Here is a 25,469-nt window from a genome sequence, read left to right on the forward strand (position 1 = left end):
GTGGACACGCAGACGACGATGCAGACTCTCTCCCTGGCCCCGTGGCTGGTAGCGATCCCGATGATCGGCGCGCTGGTGCTGCTGGTCGGCGGTCGGCGCACCGACAGGTGGGGGCACTGGCTGGGCGTGCTGGCCAGCGCGGCGACGTTCGTCGTCGGGCTGGTGATGCTGCTCGACATGCTCCGCACCCCCGCCGACCAGCGGGTGGGCACGCACACCGTGGGCGCCTGGATCGACTCCGGGCCGCTGCACGTGGACGTCGGGTTCCAGGTGGATCCGCTGTCGATGACGTTCGTGATGCTCGTGACGTTCGTCGGCACGCTGATCCACGTGTACTCGGTGGCCTACATGGACCACGACGTCGACCGGCGCCGGTTCTTCGGGTACCTCAACCTGTTCGTCGCCGCGATGCTCCTGCTGGTCCTGGCGAACTCCTACCTGCTGCTCTTCGTCGGCTGGGAGGGCGTGGGCCTGGCGTCGTTCCTGCTCATCGGGTTCTGGGACGGCAGGCGCGAGAACGCCGTCGCGGGCAAGAAGGCGTTCGTCATGAACCGCGTCGGCGACATGGGGCTCATCGTCGCGATGATGCTCCTGCTCGCGACCTTCGGCGCCGTGGACTTCGCGACGGTGCTGCCGGCGGCGGGCGAGGGGGCGACGGCCGCCGGTCAGGGCACCATGACGGCCATCGGCCTCATGCTGCTGCTGGCGGCGTGCGGCAAGTCCGCCCAGCTGCCGCTGCAGGCGTGGCTCGGCGACGCGATGGCCGGCCCGACGCCGGTGTCCGCGCTCATCCACGCGGCCACGATGGTGACCGCCGGCGTGTACCTGCTGGTGCGGTCCGGCCCGATCCTCGAGGCCGCGCCGGACGCGCAGCTCGTCGTCGCGATCGTCGGCGCGCTGACCCTGCTGTTCGGGGCGATCGTCGGTACCGCCAAGGACGACATCAAGAAGGCGCTCGCGGCGTCGACGATGTCGCAGATCGGCTACATGATGCTCGCCGCCGGCCTGGGGCCGGTCGGGTACGCGTTCGCGATCTTCCACCTGCTCACCCACGGCTTCTTCAAGGCGGGGCTGTTCCTCGGCGCCGGGTCCGTGATGCACGGGATGGACGACGACGTGAACATGCGCCGCTTCGGCGGGCTCTTCCGGCTGCTGCCGGTCACGGCGATCACGATGGGCCTGGGCTGGTTGGCGATCCTCGGGGTGCCGCCGTTCTCCGGCTTCTTCTCCAAGGACAAGATCATCGAGGCCGCGTTCGTGGGCGAGGGCTGGCGGCCGTGGGTCTTCGGGACGGCGGCGCTGCTCGGCGCCGGGATCACCGCGTACTACATGTCGCGGCTGTTCTTCATGACGTTCCTGGGCCGGCGCCGGTGGCGTCCGGACGACGCGTCCGGGCCGGACGGTGCCCCCGTACGGCACCCGCACGAGTCCCCGCGCCTCATGACGTGGCCGATGATCATCCTGGCCGCGGGGTCGGTCTTCCTCGGCGGGTTCCTGGCCCTGGGCGACCGTTTCGTGACCTGGCTGGAGCCGGTCACGGGGCACGCGGAGCACCACGAGCCGGTGCTGCCGGTGTGGCTGCTGATCACGCTCACGCTGCTGCTCGTGGCCCTCGGCATCCTGCTGGCCTGGCGGCAGTACGTCGTCGCCGCGGTGCCGGTGGAGCCGCCGCCGGCGCCCGCCGTCGTGCGCGCGGCGCGGGTGGACCTGTACCAGGACGCCGTCAACGAGTCGCTGGTGATGCGGCCGGGGCAGTACCTCACCCGGGCGCTCGTGTACTCGGACCGCACCGCGGTCGACGGCGGCTGGCTGGGCCTGGCAGGCGGCATCGGCCGCCTCGGCGCCCGGCTGCGGCGGATGCAGAACGGCTACGTGCGGTCGTACGCGGCGACGATGCTCGGCGGCCTGGGTGTCGTCGGGCTGGTCGTCTGGGTCCTGGCGAGCTGAGCGGGATGTCGGGAGCGATGGCGATGACGCCGCACGTGATGCCGAGCTTGACGCCGGTCACGACGTCGAAGACGAAGGACGGGGAAGCATGACGATGTCCACAGGGTTCCCCTGGCTCACGGTCCTCATCGTGTGGCCGCTGGTGGCCGCGGCCGCGACGGCCCTCACGGGCTTGGGCCGGGGCCGCCCCGCCGCCGGCCCGGTCACCGGGGGCCGGTTCGGGGCGGCCGCCGCCCGCACGGTCGCGCTGGTCGGCGCGCTGGTCGAGGTGCTGCTGCTGGTCGGGGCCTTCGCGGCCTTCGACACCGCCGACGCGGGCACCCACCAGCTCACCGAGACGTACTCCTGGATCCCGCCGATCGGGGCCAGCTACGCCGTCGGCGTCGACGGCGTGGGCCTGCTCCTCGTCGCGCTGTCGGTGGGGCTGGTGCCGCTGGTGATCCTCGCGGCCTGGCGCGAGCAGGGCGGCGACCACGTGCGGCTGCGCCGCTACCTCGCCACCGTGCTGCTGCTCGAGGCGTTCATGGTGACGGTCTTCGTCGCCCGTGACGTGTTCCTCTTCTACGTGGTGTTCGAGGCCATGCTGATCCCCGCCTACTTCCTCATCGGCGGGTTCGGGCAGGGGCCGCAGCGCCGGTACGCGGCGGTGAAGTTCCTGCTGTTCTCGCTGGCCGGCGGCCTGGTCATGCTGGTGGGCGTCATCGCGCTCTACCTCCAGGTGCCGGCCGCGGACCGCGGCCCGCAGACCTTCCTCACCGACAACCTCACCGGCCTGACGCTCGACCCGACGGCCGAGAAGCTCATGTTCTGCGCCTTCTTCCTCGCGTTCGCGATCAAGGCGCCGATGTTCCCCGTGCACTCGTGGCTGCCCGACGTCACGCAGCACTCGACGCCGGGCACGTCGACGCTGCTGATCTGCGTGCTCGACAAGGTGGGCACCTTCGGGATGCTCACCCTGTGCCTGCCGCTGTTCCCCGCGGCGAGCCGCTGGGCGGCGCCGTTCGTCATCGTGCTCGCGGTGATCTCGATCCTGTACGGCGCGATCCTCGCGATCGGCCAGAGCGACGTGCTGCGGCTCATCGGCTACACGTCCGTGTCCCACTTCGGGTTCATCATCCTGGGCATCTTCACGTTCACCTCGCTGGGCACCGCGGGCTCCGGGCTGATGATGCTCAACCACGGGATCTCCACGGGGGCGCTGTTCCTCGTCGCCGGGTTCGCGATCGCGCGGCACCCGCGCCAGAGCCAGCTCATCGGCGACTACGGCGGGCTGCGCCGGGTCGCGCCGGTCCTGGGCGGCACGTTCCTCGTCGCGGGCCTGTCCGCGGCCGCGCTGCCCGGCCTCGCGACGTTCGTCTCCGAGATCATGGTCTTCCTCGGCTCGTTCGCCCGCTGGCCCGCCGCGGTTCTCGTGGCCGTGCCCGCCGTCGTGCTCGCCGCCGTCTACGTGCTGCTCACCTACCAGCGCATGTTCACGGGGCAGACGACGCCCGAGCTCGCGTCCGCGCGCGACCTCGACGGGCGGGAGAAGACCGTGGCCGGCGTGCTCGTCGGTGCGCTGCTCGTGCTCGGCCTCGTGCCCGGGCCGGTGCTCGACTACGTGCGCGCGCCCGGGGAGGTCGCCGTCGAGCAGGTCGGCGAGACGGATCCGCCGCCCGTGATCCAGCCGTCGGCGCAGGACGCCGCCGCCGAGGGGAGCCAGCTGTGAACGACTTCGTCGCCCCGTCCATCGACTGGGCCGCCGTCTCGCCCGTGCTGATCGTGCTCGCGGCGGGCGTGCTCGGCGTGCTGCTGGAGGCGTTCGTGCCCGCGAAGGCACGCCGCACGACGCAGCTCACGCTCACCCTGGCGGCGCTCGCGGGCTCGCTCGTGGCGGTCGGGCTGCTGTGGGACCGGGTGCAGGCGGGGGCCGTGTCCGTGGTCGGCGGGTCGTACCTGCTGACGCCGTTCGGGCTCGGCGTGCAGGCCGTGATCGGCGTGTGCGCGCTGCTGGGCGTGCTCGTCGTCGCGGAGCGCACGACCACCGGGCAGGACGCGTTCGCGCCGGCCGCGGCGGCCGTGCCGGGCACGGCGTACGAGGACGAGACCCGGCGCGCCGGCCTGCAGCAGACCGAGATCTACCCGCTGCTGCTGTTCTCCACGGGCGGCATGCTGCTCTTCCCGGCCACCGACGACCTCATCGTCATGTTCGTCGCGCTCGAGGTGCTGTCGCTGCCGCTGTACGTGCTGTGCGCGACGGCGCGCCGCCGGCGGCTGCTGAGCCAGGAGGCGGCGTTCAAGTACTTCGTGCTGGGCGCGTTCGCGTCGGCGCTGTTCGTGTTCGGCATCGCGCTGGTCTACGGCTTCGCCGGGACCGTCCGGCTGCAGGGCGTGGTGCAGGTGCTCGCGGACCCGGCGACCTCGCCGCTGGGTTCGATGACGGCCCTGGTGGTGGTCGGCCTGGTGCTGGTGCTCAGCGGCCTGCTGTTCAAGATCGGTGCCGCGCCGCTGCACGCCTGGACCCCGGACGTGTACCAGGGCGCCCCCACGCCGATCACGGGCTTCATGGCGGCGTGCACCAAGGCCGCCGCTATGGGTGCGCTCGTGCGGGTGCTGTTCACCCTGGCGAACGGGCTGAACGCCGAGGTGCGGCACGACGTCGAGGTCGCGCTCTGGGCCGTCGCCATCCTCACGATGCTCGTCGGCACCGTGGTCGGGGCGGTGCAGACCGACGTCAAGCGGCTGCTCGCGTACTCGGCGATCGCGCACGCCGGGTTCCTCCTGGTCGGCGTCGTCGGGATGGACGAGGCGGGCTCACGGGCGGTCCTGTTCTACCTGCTCGCCTACGGCCTGGCGTCGATCGGGGCCTTCGCCGTCGTCACGCTGGTGCGCGAGCGCACCGTGTCGGGCGACGACGACGCCGTCCCGGCCGCCGGTCCGGTCCCCGACGACGGCGTGGTGCTGGGCGAGGCCACCCGGCTGGCGCAGTGGGCGGGCCTGGGCCGCAAGGCGCCGTGGCTCACCGCGGCGTTCTCGCTGTTCCTCCTGTCGATGGCGGGGATCCCGCTGACCGCAGGGTTCGTGGCGAAGTTCGGCGTGTTCTCGGCCGCCGTCGAGGCGGGGGCGTGGCCCCTCGCGCTGCTCGGCGTGCTCGCGTCCGCCGTCTCCGTCTTCTTCTACGTCCGGGTCATCGTGCTCATGGTCCTCACCCCGCCGTCCGACCGGGAGCGACCGGGTCGGGGGCAGGCCCCCGCGGCAGGCGACGACGAGCCCGTGGGCGGCGTCGGCGGCACGGCCACGGTCACCGGCGCGGCGACGCGCACGCTGGTCTCGCGCACGGTCGTGACGGTGGTCGGCTCGCGCGGGCCGGCGGCCTTCGCGATCGCCGTCTGCGCGGTCGGCGTGCTGCTGCTCGGCATCCTGCCGGCGGGCGCGCTGGACCTCGCCGGCCAGGCAGCCCAGTTCCGGCCCTGAGAGGCCCCGTCGCGTGGTCCGTCCCCGGGTCGGCACACCGTCGTGCCCGCCAGGGGGCATCGTGCCGCCCTGGCGCGCGTGCGGGGGTGTCCGACCTGACGCGGCCGAGGGCCGTCTCGGTGCGGTGTTCGGGGGCTCGGCCGGATAGGTTCGGACAGTGACTCGCGCACCTTCCGCCTCGGCTTCCCGGCCCGGGCCCACGTCGCCCCCGGCACCGCCGGCGATCCCGCTGTCCGACCCGGCGCTCGCCGACCGGCTCGCCGAGCGCATGACGCGCGTGGACGCGGCGCTCGACGAGGCCGTGGCCTCGACGGACGCCCTGGCCGACGACGCGTCGCGGCACCTGGTCGCCGCCGGCGGCAAGCGGTTCCGCCCGCTGCTGACCCTGCTCGCGGGCGAGCTGGGCGACGGGTCGCGCCCCGAGCTCGTCGACGCGGCCGTCGTCGTGGAGCTCACGCAGGTCGCGTCGCTGTACCACGACGACGTCATGGACTCGGCGCCGCTGCGCCGCGGGGCTCCCGCGGCGCACACCGTGTGGGGGAACTCGGTCGCGATCCTGGTGGGCGACCTCCTGTTCGCCCGCGCGTCGGCGCTCGTCGCGGGTCTCGGCCCGGAGGCGGTCGTGCTGCAGTCGCGCACGTTCGAGCGGATGTGCCTCGGCCAGCTGCACGAGACGATGGGGCCCGGGGCCGACGACGACCCGGTGGAGCACTACCTGCAGGTGCTCAGCGACAAGACGGCGTCCCTGCTCGCCACGTCGGCGCGTCTCGGGGCGATGTTCGGCGGCTGCGAGCCGGCGGTCGTCGAGGCGGTGGGCGCGTACGGCGAGAAGGTGGGCGTCGCGTTCCAGCTCGCCGACGACGTCCTCGACATCGCGTCCTCGGGCGACGAGTCCGGCAAGACGCCCGGGACCGACCTGCGCGAGCACGTCCCGACCATGCCGGTGCTGCTGCTGCGCCAGCGCGTCTCGCGGGGCGAGGGGTCCGCGGCGGACGCCGAGCTGGTCGCCCGCCTCGACGGCGACCTCGACGGCGACGACGCCCTCGCCGCGGTCGTGGCGGAGCTGCGCGCGCACGACGTGCTGGCCGAGACCCGCGCCCTCGCGGACCGCTGGGCGCGCGAGGCCGCCGCCGAGCTGGCGCCGCTGCCCGACGGCCCGGTGAAGCAGGCGCTCGGCGACCTCGCGGAGGCACTGGCCGACCGCACGGCGTGACCGGGCGCCGTCGGGCGCTCAGCGCGGCAGCGCCACGGCGTCCGCCGCGAGCACGAGCTGCGCGACGCACACGACCGCGACAGCCAGGCTGAGCAGGAACGGCGCGCGGCTGTGCGGCCGGAGGAGACCGACGCTCCCGGCGAGCACGGCCAGCACGACCGCCAGGCTGGTGAGCACCGCGGACGCGGCGGCGGGCAGTCCCGGCGGGCCGAGGAGGATCACCACGCTGCCCCCCGCCAGGACCAGGGGCGCCAGCAGGCTCGCCCCCCGCCGGCCGAGGCGGTGCGGCAGCCCACGGACGCCGGTGGCGTCGTCGTCCTCGAGGTCGGGGAGCACGTTGGCGAGGTGGGCGCCGACGCCGAGCAGCGCGGCCGCCGCGACGGTCCAGCCGGCCACGACGCGCCCGTCGCCGGCCGCGGCTACGACGAACGCGGGCAGCAGGCCGAAGCTCACGGCGTAGGGCAGCCACGACAGGGGCGTCGCCTTGAGCCAGACGTTGTAGGACCAGGCGCCGCCGACCGCGGCGAGGTGCAGCAGGCCCGGCACGAGCCCGGTCGCGAACGACAGGGCGACGCACACGGCGAGGGCGGCCAGGGCCGCCGAGCGCAGCGCCGCGGGCGAGACGGCGCCGGTGACGGTGGGCTTGTCGGTGCGCCCGACGCGCCGGTCGCGCGCCGCGTCCAGCCAGTCGTTGCTCCACCCCACCGAGAGCTGCCCGGCGGCCACGGCCGCCGTGACGAGCAGGGCGCGCGGGGCGGGCAGGCCGACGCCCACCGCGAACACGAGGGCCAGGGCGGTGACCACCGCGGCGGGTGCCGGGTGGGTCGCGAGCAGCATCCCGCGCACCCGCGCCCCGGGCGTCGTCGTCCCGGTCGTGTCGCCGCCCACGTGCGCAACCTACGCCGGTGCGCCGCAGCCCGCCGCGCGGGCGAACGACGCCGGTGCCACGATGCAGAGCATGTCGCGAGTCCTCGCCGTCGCCCCCGTCCTGCCGGGGCCGGCGCACCCGCAAGGGCGGATCGCCGACGTCGTCGCCCCGCTCCTCGCGCCGCCCGGTCCGCGCCGAGAGCTGGCCCGGCGGCTGCACCTCGGCTCCGGGGTGCGCACCCGGCACCTGGCGCTCCCGCTGGACGGGTACGCCGGGCTGGCGGGCTTCGCGGAGGCCAACGCGCACTTCGCGCGCGTCGGGACCGAGCTCGCGCAGGACGCGTGCCGGGCGGCGCTCGGGGCCGCGGGCGTGACCCCGGCGGACGTGGACCTCGTGCTCTTCACCACCGTCACCGGGCTCGGTGCGCCGTCGCTCGACGCGGCCCTCGTGGGGCACCTCGGCCTGCGGCCCGACGTGCGCCGCATGCCGTCGTTCGGCCTGGGGTGCGCCGGGGGAGCCGCCGGGCTGGCGCACCTGCACGAGTACCTGGTGGGCCACCCGGACCAGGTCGCGCTGCTCGTGTCGGTCGAGCTGTGCTCGCTCACGTTCCAGCGCGACGACGGCTCGACCGCCAACCTCGTCTCCTCCGGACTCTTCGGCGACGGGGCGAGCGCCGTCGTCGTCGCGGGGGACGCCGTCCCGGCGCCGGCGGGCCGGCCCTCGCTGTCCGTCGTCGGGACACGCAGCCGGCTCTACCCCGGGACGGCGGAGCACCTGGGCTGGGAGGTGCGGGACACCGGGTTCGGCATCGTGCTGTCGGCCGAGCTGCCGCAGCTGCTGCGGGCGCACCTCGCCGGCGACGTCAAGGACCTGCTCGCGGCGCACGGGCTGGAGCCGGCGGACGTCGGCACGTGGGTGGTGCACGCGGGCGGGCCGAAGATCGTCGACGCCGTGCGCGACGCCCTCGACCTGCCGGAGGAGGCGCTGGTGCGCACCAGGGCGACCCTGGCGGCGGAGGGCAACCTGTCGTCGTCGTCGGTGCTGCACGTGCTCGCCGCCACCCTCGACGACGGCGCGCCCCCGCCCGGCGGGTGGGCCGTCCTGATGGCCTTCGGTCCCGGCGTGGGCGTCGAGCTGGTGCTCCTGCGCGGGCGGGCCGCCCACCCGGGGGAGGGGGAGGCCGCGTGAGCGTCGCCCTCTACGCCGCGCTGGTGCTCGCGACCGGCCTGGAGCGCCTCGCCGAGCTCGTCGTCTCGGCCCGCAACGCGCGCTGGTCGTTCGCACGGGGCGGGGTGGAGTCGGGGCGCGGCCACTTCCCCGCGATGGTCGCGCTGCACACGGCCCTGCTGGTGGCGTGCGTCGTCGAGGTCGTGGTCGCGGACCGGCCGTTCCTGCCGTGGCTGGGGTGGCCGATGCTGGCGCTCGTGCTCGCGGGCCAGGGCCTGCGGTGGTGGTGCATCGCGACCCTCGGCCCGCGGTGGAACACCCGCGTCATCGTCGTGCCCGGGCTGCCGCTGGTGGACCGTGGGCCCTACCGGTGGTTCCGGCACCCCAACTACGTGGCCGTCGTCGTCGAGGGGATCGCGCTGCCCCTCGTGCACACCGCGTGGGTGACGGCGCTGGCGTTCACGGTGCTCAACGCCTGGCTGCTCCTCGGCTTCCGCGTCCCGGCCGAGGAGCGCGCCCTGCGGCTCGCCGCCGGCGACGGGGCGCGCTGAGGGTCGCCGTGCGCCCGGACGTGGACGTCGTCGTCGCCGGGGGCGGGCCGGTGGGCCTGGCGGCCGCGGTCGAGGCGCGCCGGGCGGGCCTCGGCGTCGTCGTCCTCGAGCCGCGGCCCGCGCCCGTCGACAAGGCCTGCGGCGAGGGGCTGATGCCGGGCACGCTGGCGGCCGTGCACCGCCTCGGCGTCGACCCGCCCGGGCGTGCGCTGGCCGGCATCTCGTACCGGCAGGGGGACGTCGTCGCCGACCACCGGTTCGCCGCCGGGCCGGGCCGCGGCGTGCGGCGCACGACCCTGCACGCGGCCCTGCACGCCGCGGCCGTGGACGCCGGCGCCGACGTCGTGGCGCGCCGCGTCACGAGCGTGGCACCCGACGGCGCGGGCGTGCTCGTCGCGGGCCTGCGGGCGCGGTGGCTGCTGGCGTGCGACGGGCTGCACTCGCGCGTGCGGCGGGAGGTGGGGCTGGAGCGCCCCGCGCCGGCGGCGCCGTGGCGCCGGCGCGGCGGCGGCCGACGGTTCGGGCTGCGCCGCCACTACGCGGTGGCGCCGTGGACCGACCTCGTCGAGGTGCACTGGGGCCCGCGGGTGGAGGCCTACGTGACCCCGGTCGACGACGGACTCGTGGGGGTCGCGCTGCTGGGGCCGCCCGGCGTGGACTTCGACGCCGAGCTCGCGACGCTGCCCGGCCTGGCGGACCGCTTGGCGGGCGCGACCGCGGGGCCCGTGCGCGGGGCCGGTCCCCTCCGGGTCCGCACGCGACGCCGGACGGCCGGGCCGGTGCGCCTCGTGGGCGACGCCTCCGGCTACGTCGACGCCCTGACGGGGGAGGGGCTGCGGGTCGGCCTCGCGCAGGCGCGCGCCGCCGTCGCGCACCTGGACGACCCCACCGCCTACGAGCGCGCCTGGTCCCGCGTCACGCGCGACTACCGCGTCCTGACGACGGGGCTCGTCTCGGCGGCGGCCTCCCCGCTGCGCGCGGGGGTGGTGCCGGCGGCCGCCCGCGCGCCGTGGCTGTACGGGGCGGTCGTGGAGCGGCTCGCGCGCTGAACGGTGTACCGGAATGCCCGGCATGGGCACCTCTCCCCATGCCCGAGGGGCGGGATCCGTTGCCCCGGACGGGTCGCCACTGGCTATTCTGTGCGGGCGATACGCGCGGCCGACGTCGGGGGTCTGCCAGCCGTCGCCAACACTTCGGGGGAAATGTGAGCGTGTTCTCGCGCCTGCGCACGGATCGTCGTACCGGCATCTCGACGACGGTCGTGCTCGCGCTGTCGGCGTCGGTCGTCGCCGCCGCCGTGCTGTACGACGGCGAGGCGACGGCGGACGTGGACCTCGACGACTCCGGGGTCTGGGTCACGAAGCAGTCGGCGGGCCTGGTGGGGCGGTTCAACACCGAGGCCAAGGCGCTGGACACGACGCTGCTGGCCGGGAGCTCGGCGTTCGACGTCGACCAGCAGGCCGGGCAGGTGCTCGTCGCGGACGACGGGAACAGCCAGGCGAGCGTGGTCGACGTCGCGCGCTCGAAGTTCGCGTCCACGACCAAGCTGCCCGCGGGCGCCCAGGTCGCGATGGGCGGGGGCCGTGTGGCCGTCGTCGACGACGAGGCGGGCCTCCTGTGGGTCACCACCGTCGAGCGGCTGCCCGGTCTCAACACGGAGGAGGACGACCCGACGGTCGAGCTCCACGGCGCGGGCGAGGTGACGGTCTCCGCGGAGGGCACCGTCTACGCGGTCGTGCCCTCCCGGGACGTCCTGTACACGGTCGAGCCCCGCGAGGAGCCGGAGACGACGAAGCTCGAGGGGCTCCTGTCCACGGACGACGACGTCGTGCTCACCACCGTCGGCGACGACCTCGTGCTCCTCGACCGCACGAGCGGCCGCCTGCGCCTGCCGAGCGGCGACGTCGTGCAGGTCACCGACGCCCAGGGCGCCCGGCTCCAGCAGGCCGGTCCGGAGTCCGCGACGGTCGCCTACGCGACGTCCTCCGCCCTGGTGCGCCAGCCGCTCGACGGGGGCCCGGCCACCAGCCGGAAGGCGTCCGGCTCGCCGGCGGCGCCGGTCGAGCTCGGCGGCTGCCTCTACGGCGCCTGGTCCGGCACGGGCCAGATCGTGCGCGACTGCGAGGGCACGGACCGCGACGTCGACAAGGTGCTCGAGGGCATCGACCAGTCGACGCGGCTGGAGTACCGCCAGAACCGCAACAACGTGGTCCTCAACGACCTCACCGCGGGCATCCTGTGGATGGCGCTGGACGAGTACGAGAAGGTCGACGACTGGGACGTCCAGCTCCCCGAGCAGGAGAAGGGCGAGGACGAGGACGCGGAGGACGCGAAGCCGGAGCTCGTCGACCAGACGGTCGTCGACCGCGAGAAGCAGGACCCGCCGGTCGCCGAGGACGACTCGTTCGGCGTGCGGCCCGGCCGCACCACGGTGCTCGACGTCCTGGCGAACGACCTCGACCCGGACGGTGACGTCATCACCGCCACGCTGGAGGGCGACCAGCCCGAGCCGGTGCGCATCGAGCGGGTCATGGGGGGCAAGGCCCTGCAGGCGGTCGTGCCGTCGGACGCCACCGGGTCGGTCCGGTTCACCTACGACGTCTCGGACGGCCGCGGCGGCCACGACCAGGCCAACGTCAGGGTGAAGATCGTCCCGCCCGACCAGAACGAGGACCCGGAGCAGACCGGGGAGCCGGTGCTGCGGGTGCAGCAGGGCAAGAGCGCCCAGATCAAGGTGCTGCCCTACTTCCGCGACCCCGACGGCGACGACATCTACCTCGCGACGGCGGCGCCCACCGTCCAGGGCGACGAGGTGCGCGCATACCCCGACGGCACGGTCGAGTTCCGCGACGGCGGCTCGGCCACCGGGCGCAAGAAGGTCACGGTCACGGTCGGGGACGGCCAGGGCGGCGTGGTCGAGGGCACCCTGTGGGTGGACGTCCTCACGAGCGAGGAGCCGCCGGTCGCGGTGGGCGACCACGTCGTCGTCACCGCCGGCCAGCCCGTGACCATCGAGCCGCTGAAGAACGACAGCGACCCCAACGGCGACGAGCTGCGCCTCGCGAAGGTGGGCGACGCCGCCCCGGCCGAGATCACGCGCAACTACGACGCGGGCACCTTCACGTTCCTGGCCCACGAGCCGAAGTCCTACGACGTGCTCTACCAGGTGACCGACGGGCCGTCGTCCACCACGGGCGTGGTGCGCGTCGACGTGCTGGACCCGGAGGCCGCCGCGGGCGCCCCCGTCGTCGTGTCCGACACGGCCCTGCTGCCGGCGGGCGGCTCCACGCTGGTGGACGTCCTGGCCAACGACACCGACCCCGCGGGCGGCGTGCTCGTCGTGCAGTCGGTCAAGGTCCCGGACGACTCCGGGCTGAGCGTGGCCGTCCTCAGCCACCAGATGCTGCGCGTCACCGAGACGCGGCGCCTGGACGAGGCGGTCGTCCTGGAGTACACGGTGTCCAACGGGACGGAGACCTCCACGGGCGAGGTGCGGGTGCTGCCGGTGCCGCCGCCGGACCGGCTCCAGCCGCCGAACGCGGCCCCCGACGAGGTGACCGTGCGCGTGGGCGACTACGTGAACATCGACGTCCTGGACAACGACACGCACCCGGACGGGCTCGAGCTGACCCTCGACCCGGAGCTGGAGCAGACGGTCGACGCCGGGCAGGGCGACCTGTTCGTCTCGGAGGGGCGGCTGCGCTTCAAGGCCGGCCCGGAGCAGGGCACCGCGTACGCCATCTACAAGGTGCGCGACCCGAACGGGCAGGAGGACTCCGCCCAGGTCACGATCCACATCCGCGGCGGCAAGGAGAACGCGGCCCCGGTGCCGCACGACGTGGACGCCCGCGTGCTCGCGGGCGGCACCACCCGCGTGCCGATCCCGCTGGACGGGATCGACCCCGACGGCGACTCCGTGCAGCTCACCGGCCTGGCCACCGGCCCGGCGCAGGGGCGCGCCGAGGTGACCGACGGCTACGTCGACTACGAGGCCGGCAAGAACGCCAAGGGCAGCGACTCCTTCCGCTACACGGTCCAGGACGCGCGCGGCGAGGTCGCCACGGGCCTCGTCCGCGTCGGCATCGCCCAGCCGCCCGAGACGAACCAGCCGCCGGTCGCGGCCGACGACGAGGTCACGGTGCGCCCGGAGCGGCGCGTCGCCGTGCCCGCGCTGGCGAACGACGCCGACCCCGACGGCGACGTCATCGGCCTGGTGCCGGGCGCCCTCGAGGGCGGCGAGGAGCTCGACCCGGAGGTGTCCGAGGACCGCATCGTCGTGCAGACACCGGCCGAGGAGGGCACCTACACCTTCTTCTACGCGATCGAGGACACCTACGCGGCCCGCGCCTCGGCGTCGGTGAGCGTCACCGTCGCGGCGGACGCCCCGCTGCTCGCCCCGATCGCGCGCGACGACTCCGTGCCCGTCGCCGAGATCCTCGGCAAGACGTCAGTCACCGTCCCCGTCCTCGACAACGACGAGGACCCGGACGGCGCCGCGGACGACCTCACCGTGACCGTCGACGACGAGGCCGTGACGGTCACGCCGGACGGCGAGCTGGAGATCGCGCTCGACCGCTCCCGGCAGGTCATCACCTACACCGTGACGGACGTCGACGGGCTGACGTCGAAGGCGTTCGTCGTGGTCCCCGGCATGGAGGCGGCGCAGCCGATCCTCAAGCCCGGCCAGGCGCCGCTCGAGGTGCTGTCGGGCGAGACCCTCGACATCGACATCACCGAGCACGTGCTCGTCGTCGAGGGGCGCAGCCCGCGCCTGACCACGGAGAAGCAGGTCAAGGCGACCGAGGGGACCGTCTCGGTGACGGGCACGACCACCATGACCTACACGCCGCGGGACGAGTACGACGGGCCCGCGTCCGTGACGTTCGAGGTCACGGACGGGACCTCGGTGGACGACCCGGAGGGCGCGGTCGCGCTGCTCACCCTGCCCATCACCGTGCTGCCGCCGGAGAACCTGCCGCCCGAGCCCGGCTCGCCGTCGGGCCAGGTGGCCGCCGGCGAGGAGAGCACGGTCGACCTGGGCCGCTTCGCCACGGACCCCGACGAGGACGACCTGAGGTTCGAGCTCGGCGGGCTGCCCCAGGGGCTGGGCGCCACGATGTCCGGTTCGCGGGTCACCCTCGAGGCGTCCCCGGACGTGCCGAAGGGGAACACGCTCACCGTGCCGTTCACGGTGACGGACGACGAGCACCCGCCGGTCGACGGCACGATGACCGTCGAGGTCGTGGCCTCCACGCGCCCGCTCGCCCGCGCCGTCGACGACACGGTCGACGACGCCCACCAGGGCAAGGCCGTCTCGGTCCCGGTGCTGGCCAACGACAGCGACCCGTTCGCCCCGCAGGGGCTCCAGCTGCTCGGAGCGAGCAGGGAGACGGGCAGCGGCGACGTCGTCTCGGACGGCGAGAACGTGGTGATCACGCCCGCGGACGACTTCGTCGGCACCATGGTCGCCGTGTACCGCGTCCAGGACGCGACCAAGGACCCGGACCGTGAGGTCGAAGGGCGCGTCACGCTCAACGTGCTCGGGGTGCCCGAGGCGCCCTCGACGCCGGCCGTCGAGGAGGTCCGCTCGCAGACCGTCGTGCTGTCGTGGACGCCGCCGCAGAACAACGGCGCGGAGATCACCGGCTACACGGTGACCTCGAGCCAGGGCGACACCTTCGAGTGCTCGACCACCACCTGCACCCTGGAGGGGCTGACGAACGACGTCACCTACACGTTCACCGTGACCGCCACCAACGAGGTGGGGGAGTCCGACCCGTCGCCGGCGTCCGCCGAGGCCCGGCCGGACGAGAAGCCGGACCCGCCGGCCGCCCCGACGCTGGAGTTCGGCGACGAGTCGCTCACCGTGACGTGGCAGAACGCGAGCTACACCGACCGGTCTCCGATCCAGTCGGTCAACCTCGAGATCTCCCCGGCCCCGGCGAACGGTCAGGTCCAGAAGGTGGGCGTGACCGGCCAGCGGATCGTGTGGGAGGGCCTCACCAACGGCACGTCCTACAAGGTCCGGGTCCAGGCCGTGAACCTCGCGCCCGACCCCTCGGAGTGGGGCGCCTGGTCGGCCACCGAGATCCCCGCGGGCCCGCCGGACGCCCCGGCCGCCCCGTCGGCGTCCCGCGTCAACACCGCGCTGGGCGGCGAGATCGCCGTGTCGTGGGGGGCGCCCGCCGACAACGGCGACGCCGTGAAGGTGTACCACGTGGACCTTTTCCAGGGTGGGTCCAAGGTCCGAACCAATAGGGTCGAGGATGGCTCGACGGAGTCGTCGTTCCAGGGTCTCGACACCAAGTCGAGCTACACGGTCGCCGTGACCGCGGAGAACAAGGCCGGCAAGGGAGAGACGAGCCCGCAGTCCAACGCAGTGACGCCGTACGGCACCCCGGGCGTGCCGACGGGGGTCAAGGCCGCCGACGCCCGGGGCGTCCCGCAGGTCTCGTGGGGAGCCGCGGACCCGAACGGCTCGCCCCTGATCAGCTACACCGTCACGGCGTCAGGTGGAGGTAAGCAGACCTCGAAGTCGGTGGCAGGCACGAGCACCAGTACGTCGTTCACGGGTCTTGTAGCTGGGACGACGTACACCTTCACGGTCACAGCGCACAACGCGGCCGGTGCGGGCGACCCGAGCGGCCCGTCCAACGGCGTCAAGGCGTACAGCGCGCCGACGGCCCCGAACGTGACGTGGACCAAGACCTCGGCCACGGACGGCTACTTCACGGTGACCGGCCCGTCCTCCTGGAACGGGGACACCGGCACGGTGTCGTGGACGCTGACCGGCTCGGACGGCACCAAGAGCGGCACCGGCACCGGCCGGGTCGCCGTCAGCGGCGGCTACGGCAAGTCCTACAAGGTCACGACGTCCGCCGCGAACAACGCGGGGACGACGCCCGGGGGGTCGGCCAGCGGCAGCACGGACGCGCCCCCGCAGCCCAAGGTGTGGGTGACTGACTCGGGGGTCATCTACAAGGTGGACGGTTGCAACACGAACAACTGCACCAAGCTGCGGGTCAACGCCAACGCCGACTTCCCGACCGGCACCTACAGCTTCCACTGCTGGCACAACAACGGCGGGGCGCGGAACTTCTCGACGCAGACGGCGTACCTCCAGGCGGGTGGATACGCCGACCTGTACTGCGTGGCCGGCATCCTCCACGGGGCCGACGTCTGGGTCACCGTCGACGGCAAGGACTGGACCTTCGAGCGCCGGGCGTGGCCGCGATGAGCGCCGCCCCCGACCTCCTCAACCGACCGAGCACCATGATCTGGAGAACCCACCGATGAGCACCATGACCCCCGAGCAGGCGGCCTGGTTCGCCCAGACGTTCGACCGCATCGTCGGCAACGTCGCGCAGGCCGTGCTCGGCAAGGACGACCAGATCCGGCTCGCGATGACGTGCATGCTGGCCGAGGGCCACCTGCTCCTCGAGGACGCCCCGGGCACGGGCAAGACGATGATGGCCCGCGCGATGGCCGCCAGCGTGCAGGGCAGCCACCACCGCATCCAGTTCACGCCGGACCTGCTGCCGTCGGACGTCACGGGCGTGACGATCTACGACCAGAAGACGGGGAAGTTCGACTTCCACGAGGGGCCGATCTTCGCGAACATCGTGCTCGCGGACGAGATCAACCGTGCCTCGCCGAAGACGCAGTCGGCGCTGCTCGAGGTCATGGAGGAGGGCCGGGTCACGGTCGACGGCGTGCGCCACGAGGTCGGCAGCCCGTTCATGGTCGTCGCGACGCAGAACCCGGTCGAGCAGGCGGGCACGTACCGGCTGCCCGAGGCCCAGCTCGACCGCTTCCTCATGAAGACGTCGATCGGCTACCCCGACCTCGCCTCGACGGTGGAGATCCTGGCGGGCTCGGCCGTGCGCGACCGGAGCGCCGCCCTGGAGCCCGTCATCACCGGCAAGGCCGTCGTCGACATGGCGGCCCTGGCCGCGACGACGCACGTCGACCCGGCCGTGCTGGAGTACGTCTCCCGCCTGGCCGAGGAGTCCCGCAACGCCGCCGACGTGCACGTGGGCGTCTCCGTGCGTGGCGCGCTCGCCCTGGTGCGCTGCATGAAGGTGTGGGCGGCCGCGCACGGCCGCAACTACGTGCTGCCCGACGACGTCAAGGACCTCGTCCAGCCCGTCTGGGCGCACCGCCTGGTGCTGGACCCGGAGGCCGAGTTCGGCGGCGCGACCGCGCAGGGGACGGTCTCCCGCCTGCTGGCGGACGTCCCCGCGCCGCAGGAACGCCGCACGGCCTGAGCGCGAGAGCAGGAGTCCCATGACGACGACGACCGAGCGGGAGGTCGCGGCCGAGGAGGTCGCGGCGTCCGGCCCCGACCCGGCCCCCGACGCGCCCGACGAGGGCGCGCCGGCGCGCCCGGGTGCCCGCGCCCGGGCCTCCTCCCTCCTCGCCGGCGCGTCCGGCGGCCTCGCCGCGGCGGGCCGTGCCACGGGTGCGGTGCTGTCCCGCGCGTGGACGCGGGTCGCCCCGGTGCTGGGCGTGATCTCGCCGTTCGGCTGGGTCGTGCTCCTCCTCACCGCGACGGCGTGGGTGGCCACGCTGGCGCTGCGCTGGGAGGAGTGGGCGGTCGTCGCCGTCACGGTCTCCGTCGCGCTCCTGGCCGCCGTCGCCTTCGTCCTGGGCCGGCTGCGCTACGCCGTGACGCTCGACGTCGCGTCGCGCCGCGTCGTCGTCGGGGACCGCGCCGTCGGGCGCCTCCTGGTGCGCAACGACTCGCCGCGCCCGATGCTGCCCGCCGTCATGGAGCTGCAGGTCGGCGAGGGCATCGCCTCGTTCCCCGTGCCGCGCCTGCGCCCGGAGGCGGAGCACGAGGAGATCTTCGCCGTCCCGACCCACCGCCGGGCCGTCATCCCCCTGGGGCCGGTCCGCTCGGTGCGTGCCGACCCGCTCGGGCTGCTGCGCCGCGAGCTGGTCTGGACGGAGCCCGAGGAGCTGTTCGTGCACCCGCGCACCCTGCCGCTGTCCGGCTCGTCGACCGGGCTGCTGCACGACCTCGAGGGGCGGGTCACCCCCGACATCTCCGACTCGGACGTGTCGTTCCACGCCCTGCGCGACTACGTGCCGGGCGACGACCGCCGGCACATCCACTGGAAGTCCACGGCCCGCACCGGCCAGCTCATGGTCCGCCAGTTCGAGGAGACGCGTCGCTCCCGCCTCGCCGTCATCCTCTCGACCCGCGCCGAGGACTACGCCGACCCCGACGAGTTCGAGCTCGCCGTCTCCGCGTGCGGGTCCCTCGGGCTGCAGGCCATCCGCGAGGACGGCGGCCTCGCCGTCCTCGTCCCGCAGGGCCGGGTGCGCGGCGACCACCGCACCCGCCTGCTCGACGACCTCACCCGCCTCGAGCTCGCGCCCGCGCGCACCAGCCTGGCCGAGATCGCCCGCGTGGCCTCGGCGACGGTCTCCGACGCGTCCGTCGTCGTGCTGGCGGTCGGCACCCGCGTGAGCCCGACCGACCTGCGCGCCGCCGCCGTCCGGCTGCCCGTCGACGCGCGTCTCGTGGCGCTGCGGTCGGCGCCCGGCGCGTCGGTCAGCCGGGGCCGGGTGGCCGACATGCAGGTGCTCACCATCGGCGAGCTGGCCGACCTGCCCCACGCGCTGCGGAGGATGCATGACTGACGCGTCGACCCGGGCGCCCGAGGGGCACACCGGCAGCACGGGGCGCACCGGCGGCACGTCGCGCACGTCGGTGCGCGCCGGCACGACCCGGGCCCAGCGCCGCCGCGGCGACGGCCCGCGCGCGCTCACGTGGGCGGGCGCCGTGGACGGCGTCGTGCTCCTCGCCCTGCTCGGGGCCGTGGCGGTCGGCTTCGGCCCCGCCTGGGGCACCACCGGCTACCTGCTGCCCGCGCTCGGCGGCGCCGTCCTGGGGCTCCTCGTCGCCTGGCTGGGCGCCTGGCAGCGCTGGTCCGTGCTGCTCGTGGCGGGCGCGGCCGTGCTCGGCTACTTCCTGCTCGGCGGCGTGCTCGCCCTGCCGGGCACCGCCATCGGCGGCGTCGTGCCCTCGCTCGACACGCTGAACGAGCTCGCCACCGGTGCGGTGCACGGGTGGAAGTCGTTCGTCACGACCGTCCCCCCGCTGGCCTCGTTCCCCGAGCTCGCCGTGGTGCCCTACCTCCTCCTGCTGGTGACGGGCGTCCTCGCGGGCACGATCGCGTGGCGCTCCCGCGTCGCGGCGTGGGCGCTGCTGCCGGTCGTCGTGGCGCTGGCCGGGGTCGCGCTGCTGGGCACGATCCTGCCCGCGCTGCCGCTGGTCCAGGGCCTCGTCGTGGCCGTCGCCGGGCTGCTGTGGGCGTCGTGGCGTGCGGCCGAGACGCGCATGGGCGCCAACCGGCTCCTCTCGGACGCGAGCCGGTCCGCGACCCGTCGCCTGCGCGCGCAGCGCGTGCGGGGCGGCGCGATCATGCTGGTCGTCGGTGGGGCGGCCGCGGTGCTCGTCGCGCCCCAGGTCGCCGCCGACGGGCGCGTGGCGCTGCGCGAGATCGTCACCCCGCCGCTCGACCTGCACCAGTACACGAGCCCCCTGGTCGGCTTCCGCACGTACACCAAGGACCTCGCGGAGACCGAGCTGTTCACCGTCACCGGGATGCCGGAGGGCGCCCGGGTGCGGCTCGCGACCCTCGACACCTACGCCGGCACCGTGTACGACGCCTCCAGCGGCGGCGACGCGGGCGTGTTCAACCGGGCGGGCGAGGTCATCGACACGACCGCCACGGGCACGCGCGCGCCGGTCGAGGTGACGGTGACGGGCTACACCGGGTTCTGGCTGCCCGACGTCGGCGAGCTCGGCGGTCTCACCTTCACGGGCGAGCGGGCGGACGAGCTGGCCGCCTCGACCTACTACAACGCGACGTCGGGCACCGGGCTGGTGACGGCCGGCCTGCGGCCCGGCGACTCGTACGAGCTCGACGCGATCGTCGCGCCGCGGCCGGACGACGAGTCGCTCGAGACGACGCCGATCGCCCAGGCCGACCTGCCGCAGCCGAAGGACGTCGCCGACGCCGTGGACGCCAAGGCGGCGCAGTTCGCGGCCGACGCCACCGAGCCGTTCGAGAAGCTGACGAACATCCTCGACACCCTCGTGGCGACCGGCGTCTACTCCAGCGGCCTGGACAACCAGCCGCCGTCCCGCCCCGGCCACTCCGCGGCCCGCATCGACGCCCTCCTGGCCCAGGAGGAGATGGTCGGCGACGACGAGCAGTTCGCGGTCGCGGCCGCCCTCATGGCGCAGCGCGCCGGCGTCCCGGCCCGCGTGGCCATGGGGTTCTACCCCGAGGAGGACGCCTGGGAGGCGGGCGAGCCGTACACCGTCACCGGTGCGGACGTGCACGCCTGGGTCGAGGTGCCCTTCGAGGGGTACGGCTGGGTGCCGTTCGACGTCATCCCGGACGAGGACAACAAGGTCGAGCCGCTGCCGCGCTCCAAGCAGGTGCCGAAGCCGCCGGTGCTCGAGGACCCGGAGTCGCCGGAGGAGCCGCCGCAGGCGGAGGCGGGCGACGTCGAGGACGAGGACAAGGACGACGAGGACGCCTCGAACATCGACTGGCGGCAGGTCGCGATGATCGCGATCGCCGTCGCGGTGCCGCTGGCGATCCTGGCCCTGCCCGTGCTGCTCATCCTCGGGTTCAAGGCGCGCCGCCGCGGCCGCCGGCGCACCGCCCCCGTGGTGGTCGACCGGGTCAGCGGCGGGTGGCGCGAGGTCGTCGACGCGGCCACGGACCTCGGCGCGGGCGTGCCCCGCGGGGCGACCCGCCGGGAAGGGGCCCGGCTGCTGGCCGACCAGGTCCCCAGCGCGGCGACGCCCGCGACGGCGACGCTCGCGCACCGCGCGGACGCGACTGTGTTCGGGGCCGGCGAGCCCACGGAGCAGGACGTCGAGGAGTACTGGAGCGAGGTCGACTCGCTGGTCGGGTCGATGCGCGCGGGCCTGCCGTGGCGCAAGCGCGTCGCCGCCCGGCTCTCGCTGCGCTCCGTGCGCGGCGCGGACGCCCCACCGGTGCGCGCCGTCGTGCGCGGCGGGGCGGCCGCCGTGCCGGCCGCGATCGGACGAGGGGCGCGCGCGGCCTGGCGCGCGCTCGCCGACACCACGACCCGGGGGCGGCGCGACCGCCGGACCCGGCGGCAGGAGGACCGATGACGACGACGTGCACCGCGTGCGGCGCCTCGCAGCAGTCCGGCGCGTTCTGCGCCGTCTGCGGGACGCCGACCGTGGCCTCCGCCTACCAGGCCCCGGAGGACGTGCGGGCCCGGCTCGAGGTCACGACCGAGCCGGAGATGCGGGAGAGCACCCGGCGCGCGTCCGCGGAGATGCTGCGGGCCGCCTCCGCGGCGTCCCGGCCCGGTGACGAGTCGCAGCCGCCGCTCGCGGGCGTCGGTCGCCGCGCGGCCGCGTACGTGCTGGACGTCGTGACCCTCTCGGTCCTCGCCGGCATCGTCGGCGGTGTCGTGGCGGTCGCCACGGGGGTGCCCGACGCGATGGCGGGCGCCGCCGAGGCCACGACCGCGATGGGTGCGCAGGCGGCCGCGGCGGAGGTGGTGGCCGCCCTGCTGCCCGTCTACGGGGTGGTGGGCCTCGTCAGCCTGCTCGGCTGGGTCGGCCTCGCCGCCTGGGAGGGCACCACGGGCCGCACGGTGGGCAACAGCCTGCTCGGCATCCGCACGGTCGCCGCTGACGGCGGTGGACCGGTGGGCGTCGGCCGCGACCTGCTGCGCTGGCTCGTGCTCGCCGCGTGCGGGGTGCTGCCGCTCGTGGGCACGGTGCTCGTGCTGGTCTCGCCCACGTTCGACTCCTCGGGCCGCCGGCAGGGCTGGCACGACAAGGCCGCCCGCAGCGTGGTGCGCGACGTGCGCGGCGTGGCCCCGCGCAGCTTCGCCCCCGCGTCCGGCGTCTCCGGGGTGCCGTCGCCGCACGTCCCCGGGGCCCCGCCGGCCACCGTCGTGGGCGGGGGCGCCCCCGACGCCGACCCGTGGGCGTTCCCCGCCGGCGGGCGCGAGCAGGGCGGCATCATCACGGGCATCCCCGGCTCCGGCCCGGCCGCCGCGGCGCAGCCGGCCCAGGCCCCCCAGGCACCGGCCGAGGACCCCGCGACGCCCTCGCTCGCCGACACCCGGCTCGGCACGGTGACCGCGCCGGCCGCGGGGACCTCGACCGCGCAGCCCGCCCCGCAGAGCCCGCCCTCGCCCGAGCCGCCGTCGCAGGCGCCGGCCGTGCCCGCGCCGGTCGTGCCCGCGGCGCCGCCCGCCCCGGCCCCGTCGCCCGTCGCGCCCGCGGACGCCGTCCTCGGCGGCGCCGCCGCCCCGGGCGCCGACGAGCTCGAGGACCTCGAGGCCACCCGGTTCAGCGTGTCCTCGCGGCGCAGCACCGGCGACGGCACCGCGCCCCCGCGGATCGTCGTCGAGGTCGACGCCGGGCACCGCGTCACGGTGGCGTCCCGCACGCTGGTGGGCCGCAACCCGCAGCAGGACGACGGCGCGCCCGCGGTGCTGCTGCGCGTCGACGACCCGAGCCGGTCGGTGTCCAAGACGCACCTGGAGCTCGCGCCGTCGCCCGACGGGCTGCGGGTCACGGACCTCGGCAGCACCAACGGCAGCGCCGTCATCACGCCCGGGGGAGCGGTGCAGGAGCTCGTCGCGGGGTCGCCGGTGACGGTCACGGCCGGCTGGGTGGTCCAGGCGGGCGCGCGCCGCCTCACGGTGGTCGGGCAGGACGCGGGCGCATGAGCGTCCCGGTCGCCCTCGGGCTGCTCTGGGGCGCGACGACGCACCAGGGCGCGCGCCGCAAGCTCAACGAGGACTCGTACCTGGCAGGCGGGCCCGTCTTCTTCGTCGCGGACGGCATGGGCGGGCACGACGCCGGCGAGGTCGCCAGCGCCTCCGCCGTCGCGGCGCTGCGCCCGCTGGTCGGCTCCGAGGTCGTCGGCGTCGACGACGTGCGGTGCCGGGTGCGCCTGGCGCACGACACCGTCCGCGCCATCGAGACCAGCCCCGGCCGCGGCGCCGGGACGACGCTCACCGGCGTCGCCCTCACCCACCAGGGCGGCGAGCCGTACTGGCTGGTCGTGAACCTCGGCGACTCGCGCACCTACCGGCTGGCCGACGGCGAGCTGGAGCAGGTGAGCGTCGACCACTCGGAGGTGCAGGAGATGGTCGACGCCGGTGCCCTCACGCGCGAGGAGGCGGCGACGCACCCGCGCCGGCACGTCGTGACCCGGGCCCTCGGGGCGCCCGAGGACCCGGAGGCGGACTTCTGGTTCCTGCCCGTGCACGCCGGCGACCGGCTGCTGGTGTGCTCGGACGGGCTGACGACCGAGGTGGGGGACCCGCGCATCGCGCAGATCCTCCTCGTCGAGCCGGACCCGCAGGTCGCGGCGGACCGCCTGGTCCGCGAGGCCCTGGCGGCGGGGGGCCGGGATAACATCACCGTCATCGTGGTGGACGCCACGGGGCTGACGGACGCCCTGGAGCGCACGGCACCCCGGGACGGGCGGCCGGACCACGAGGACGACGAGGACACGGTGCCCCGGCGGTCGCCGTGGAAGGGGGCCCTGACGTGACGGTGCGCTATGTGATCGGACCCGCGTACGCGGTGGTGCGCGGCGGCGCCGTCGTCGTGCTGCCGGAGAAGGTCAGTCCCGAGCTCGTCGACGAGCTGTGGACCGTGCTCGGGGAGCGGGCCGGTGTCGTGCCGGTGCTGGAGGTCCTCACCGGAGCCTTCGGCGCGAGCCTCGCGTCGCTGCCGCCGTTCGCGATGGCCGTGGCGGAGGGACGCCGCGTGCAGGTCGCGGCCCGCGGTGCCACGTCGGTGACGGTGGCGCGCGCGGACGGCTGGGACCACGTGTCCGGCGAGGGGGTCACCACCTGGGCCGAGCGCACGTTCGAGGACGTCGTCGACCTGGCCGTCCAGGTCGGGGTGGCGGAGCCGGCGGACGAGCTCGTGGACGCCCGCGCGCTGCCGCTCGACGCCGGGGTGGTGCTCGTCGCGTCCGTCGGCGCGCGGCTCACCGAGGACGCCGCGCCGGCCGCGCGTGCCGAGCGCCCGGCGCCCGCCCCCGAGCCGTGGATGCTCCCCGAGCCGGAGGACCACGAGGAGGACGCCACGGCGGACCCGCTGCCGCCCGCGCCCGCTCCGGAAGCTCCCGAGCAGCCGCCCGCCGCCCGCGAACCGGCGTCCGCCTTCGAGGCGACGATCGCCCCGGAGGCGACCATCGCGCCCGAGGCCACGCTGGCCCCCGCCCTGACGATCACCGGCGACGACGTGCCGCGCGGGGACGCCGGCGGCGTCGCCGCGCCGGGACCGGCCCTGGCACCGGCCCCCGGGGCGGGCTCCGCGGCGGTGCCGGTGTTCGACGCCCCCGGTGCGGCGGACGTCGACCCGCCGGTCGAGGAGACCACCGGGTTCGGCCACCTGTGGGGCTCCACCGTGCACCGCGCGGTGGAGGCGGCCGCGGTGCGCCCGCCCGAGGAGGACGACGAGGCGCCAGACCCGGCACCTCCGGCCCCCTCGACGGCGTCCCCCGCGTCCGCGCCGCTGCCGGACGCGGTGCCCGCCCCGGTGCCCGCCCCGCCCGCCGCCCCGGTGGACGATGAGCCCGCCACCTCCCGGGAGACCGGCGTCCTGCCGGCCGCCGACCTGCCCGGGCCCGCGGGGGAGGACGAGGTCGAGGGCAGCACGGTGATGTCGTCGGCGATCGCCGACCTGCGCGCCGCGGCGGCCACGCCGGCCGCCGAGGGCGCGGCGCCGCCCCCGCCCGGCCCCGCCTTCGCGCCGTCCGCGCTGCCCGGCAGGCCGACCATCCTGGCGCGCTCCTGCACCGCGGGGCACCCGAACCCGCCCCAGCGCGACGACTGCGCGACCTGCGGGCAGTCGCTCGTGGGCGAGGCGCGGCAGGTGCCCCGCCCGGTGCTCGGCGTCATGGCCGTCTCCGGCGGCCCCCGCGTCACGCTCGACCGCCCCGTCGTCGTCGGGCGCCGCCCCCGCTCCACGCGGGCCGGCGGTGACGACCTGCCCCGCCTCGTGACGGTGCCCAGCCCGCAGCAGGACATCTCCCGCTCCCACGTCGAGGTGCGCCTCGAGGGCTGGCACGTGCTGGTGAGCGACATGAGCACCACGAACGGCACCACCCTGCTGCGCGCGGGCCAGCCTCCGCTGCGCCTGCACCCGGGGGAGCCGGTGCTCGTCGTCGCGCAGGACGTCGTCGACCTCGGCGACGGCGTGACCCTCACCTTCGAAGGGATCCTCTGA

At 75.3% G+C, this 25,469-nt stretch carries 15 protein-coding genes; 14 read left to right on the forward strand and 1 reads right to left on the reverse strand.

Annotation, left to right across the window (positions count from 1 at the left end; all coding sequences use genetic code 11):
• Positions 1 to 18 precede the first annotated feature (18 nt).
• The 4 genes from nuoL (at position 19) to ACH436_RS10010 (ending at position 6,613) form a co-directional block, all read left to right on the forward strand.
• Positions 19 to 1,947, forward strand: coding sequence for an NADH-quinone oxidoreductase subunit L (gene nuoL, locus ACH436_RS09995; RefSeq protein ID WP_430560052.1), 1,929 nt, complete (start codon positions 19 to 21; stop codon positions 1,945 to 1,947).
• 94 nt (positions 1,948 to 2,041) lie between these two features.
• A complete protein-coding gene (locus ACH436_RS10000; RefSeq protein WP_430560524.1) occupies positions 2,042 to 3,655 on the forward strand; it encodes an NADH-quinone oxidoreductase subunit M in 1,614 nt (537 codons plus the stop codon).
• Entirely contained in the window at positions 3,652 to 5,400 is a 1,749-nt protein-coding gene (nuoN, locus tag ACH436_RS10005) for an NADH-quinone oxidoreductase subunit NuoN (RefSeq protein ID WP_430560053.1), read from the forward strand. Before ACH436_RS10000 ends, nuoN begins: the two co-directional genes overlap by 4 nt.
• Positions 5,401 to 5,668: 268 nt before the next feature.
• Positions 5,669 to 6,613, forward strand: a complete 945-nt coding sequence (locus tag ACH436_RS10010; protein ID WP_430560525.1) for a polyprenyl synthetase family protein — start codon at positions 5,669 to 5,671, stop codon at positions 6,611 to 6,613.
• Between the two features lie 18 nt (positions 6,614 to 6,631).
• Here the strand turns inward: ACH436_RS10010 and ACH436_RS10015 are convergent, their stop codons facing one another.
• Positions 6,632 to 7,501: a UbiA family prenyltransferase gene (locus ACH436_RS10015; RefSeq protein WP_430560054.1), complete on the reverse strand. Its 870-nt coding sequence runs from the start codon at positions 7,499 to 7,501 to the stop codon at positions 6,632 to 6,634.
• 70 nt (positions 7,502 to 7,571) lie between these two features.
• Between ACH436_RS10015 and ACH436_RS10020 the strand changes: the two genes are divergently transcribed.
• From ACH436_RS10020 to ACH436_RS10065, 10 genes are all read left to right on the forward strand, one after another.
• Complete coding sequence (locus ACH436_RS10020; RefSeq protein ID WP_430560055.1) at positions 7,572 to 8,669, forward strand: type III polyketide synthase; 1,098 nt, start codon at positions 7,572 to 7,574, stop codon at positions 8,667 to 8,669.
• A complete protein-coding gene (locus ACH436_RS10025; RefSeq protein ID WP_430560056.1) occupies positions 8,666 to 9,199 on the forward strand; it encodes an isoprenylcysteine carboxyl methyltransferase family protein in 534 nt (177 codons plus the stop codon). The genes ACH436_RS10020 and ACH436_RS10025 overlap by 4 nt, the downstream gene beginning before the upstream one ends.
• 8 nt (positions 9,200 to 9,207) lie before the next feature.
• Positions 9,208 to 10,248: an NAD(P)/FAD-dependent oxidoreductase gene (locus ACH436_RS10030; protein WP_430560057.1), complete on the forward strand. Its 1,041-nt coding sequence runs from the start codon at positions 9,208 to 9,210 to the stop codon at positions 10,246 to 10,248.
• Between the two features lie 155 nt (positions 10,249 to 10,403).
• Positions 10,404 to 16,436 carry an Ig-like domain-containing protein gene (locus tag ACH436_RS10035; RefSeq protein ID WP_430560058.1) on the forward strand — a complete coding sequence of 2,011 codons (6,033 nt, stop codon included), beginning with the start codon at positions 10,404 to 10,406 and terminating at the stop codon, positions 16,434 to 16,436.
• A gap of 55 nt (positions 16,437 to 16,491) precedes the next feature.
• Complete coding sequence (locus ACH436_RS10040) at positions 16,492 to 17,466, forward strand: AAA family ATPase (RefSeq protein WP_430560059.1); 975 nt, start codon at positions 16,492 to 16,494, stop codon at positions 17,464 to 17,466.
• A 19-nt stretch (positions 17,467 to 17,485) separates the two neighbouring features.
• Positions 17,486 to 18,847, forward strand: coding sequence for a DUF58 domain-containing protein (locus tag ACH436_RS10045; RefSeq protein WP_430560060.1), 1,362 nt, complete (start codon positions 17,486 to 17,488; stop codon positions 18,845 to 18,847).
• Positions 18,840 to 21,365, forward strand: a complete 2,526-nt coding sequence (locus ACH436_RS10050; RefSeq protein WP_430560061.1) for a transglutaminase family protein — start codon at positions 18,840 to 18,842, stop codon at positions 21,363 to 21,365. The genes ACH436_RS10045 and ACH436_RS10050 overlap by 8 nt, the downstream gene beginning before the upstream one ends.
• Positions 21,362 to 22,948: an RDD family protein gene (locus tag ACH436_RS10055; protein WP_430560062.1), complete on the forward strand. Its 1,587-nt coding sequence runs from the start codon at positions 21,362 to 21,364 to the stop codon at positions 22,946 to 22,948. Before ACH436_RS10050 ends, ACH436_RS10055 begins: the two co-directional genes overlap by 4 nt.
• The gene (locus ACH436_RS10060; protein ID WP_430560063.1) at positions 22,945 to 23,781 is read left to right on the forward strand and encodes a PP2C family protein-serine/threonine phosphatase; all 837 of its coding nucleotides are present in this window, start codon (positions 22,945 to 22,947) and stop codon (positions 23,779 to 23,781) included. The genes ACH436_RS10055 and ACH436_RS10060 overlap by 4 nt, the downstream gene beginning before the upstream one ends.
• Positions 23,778 to 25,469 carry an FHA domain-containing protein gene (locus tag ACH436_RS10065; RefSeq protein ID WP_430560064.1) on the forward strand — a complete coding sequence of 564 codons (1,692 nt, stop codon included), beginning with the start codon at positions 23,778 to 23,780 and terminating at the stop codon, positions 25,467 to 25,469. The genes ACH436_RS10060 and ACH436_RS10065 overlap by 4 nt, the downstream gene beginning before the upstream one ends.

The organism is Isoptericola sp. NPDC019693 (genome assembly GCF_044389085.1).
In the GTDB taxonomy this organism is placed as follows: Bacteria; Actinomycetota; Actinomycetes; order Actinomycetales; family Cellulomonadaceae; genus Isoptericola.

Excerpts from the sequence above, each read along its gene's own strand:
- nuoL (WP_430560052.1), top strand. The coding sequence starts at position 19 with ATGCAGACTCTCTCCCTGGCCCCGTGGCTGGTAGCGATCCCGATGATC.
- ACH436_RS10000 (WP_430560524.1), top strand. The coding sequence starts at position 2,042 with ATGTCCACAGGGTTCCCCTGGCTCACGGTCCTCATCGTGTGGCCGCTG.
- ACH436_RS10010 (WP_430560525.1), top strand. The coding sequence starts at position 5,669 with ATGACGCGCGTGGACGCGGCGCTCGACGAGGCCGTGGCCTCGACGGAC.
- ACH436_RS10020 (WP_430560055.1), top strand. The coding sequence starts at position 7,572 with ATGTCGCGAGTCCTCGCCGTCGCCCCCGTCCTGCCGGGGCCGGCGCAC.
- ACH436_RS10040 (WP_430560059.1), top strand. The coding sequence starts at position 16,492 with ATGAGCACCATGACCCCCGAGCAGGCGGCCTGGTTCGCCCAGACGTTC.
- ACH436_RS10045 (WP_430560060.1), top strand. The coding sequence starts at position 17,486 with ATGACGACGACGACCGAGCGGGAGGTCGCGGCCGAGGAGGTCGCGGCG.
- ACH436_RS10050 (WP_430560061.1), top strand. The coding sequence starts at position 18,840 with ATGACTGACGCGTCGACCCGGGCGCCCGAGGGGCACACCGGCAGCACG.
- ACH436_RS10055 (WP_430560062.1), top strand. The coding sequence starts at position 21,362 with ATGACGACGACGTGCACCGCGTGCGGCGCCTCGCAGCAGTCCGGCGCG.
- ACH436_RS10060 (WP_430560063.1), top strand. The coding sequence starts at position 22,945 with ATGAGCGTCCCGGTCGCCCTCGGGCTGCTCTGGGGCGCGACGACGCAC.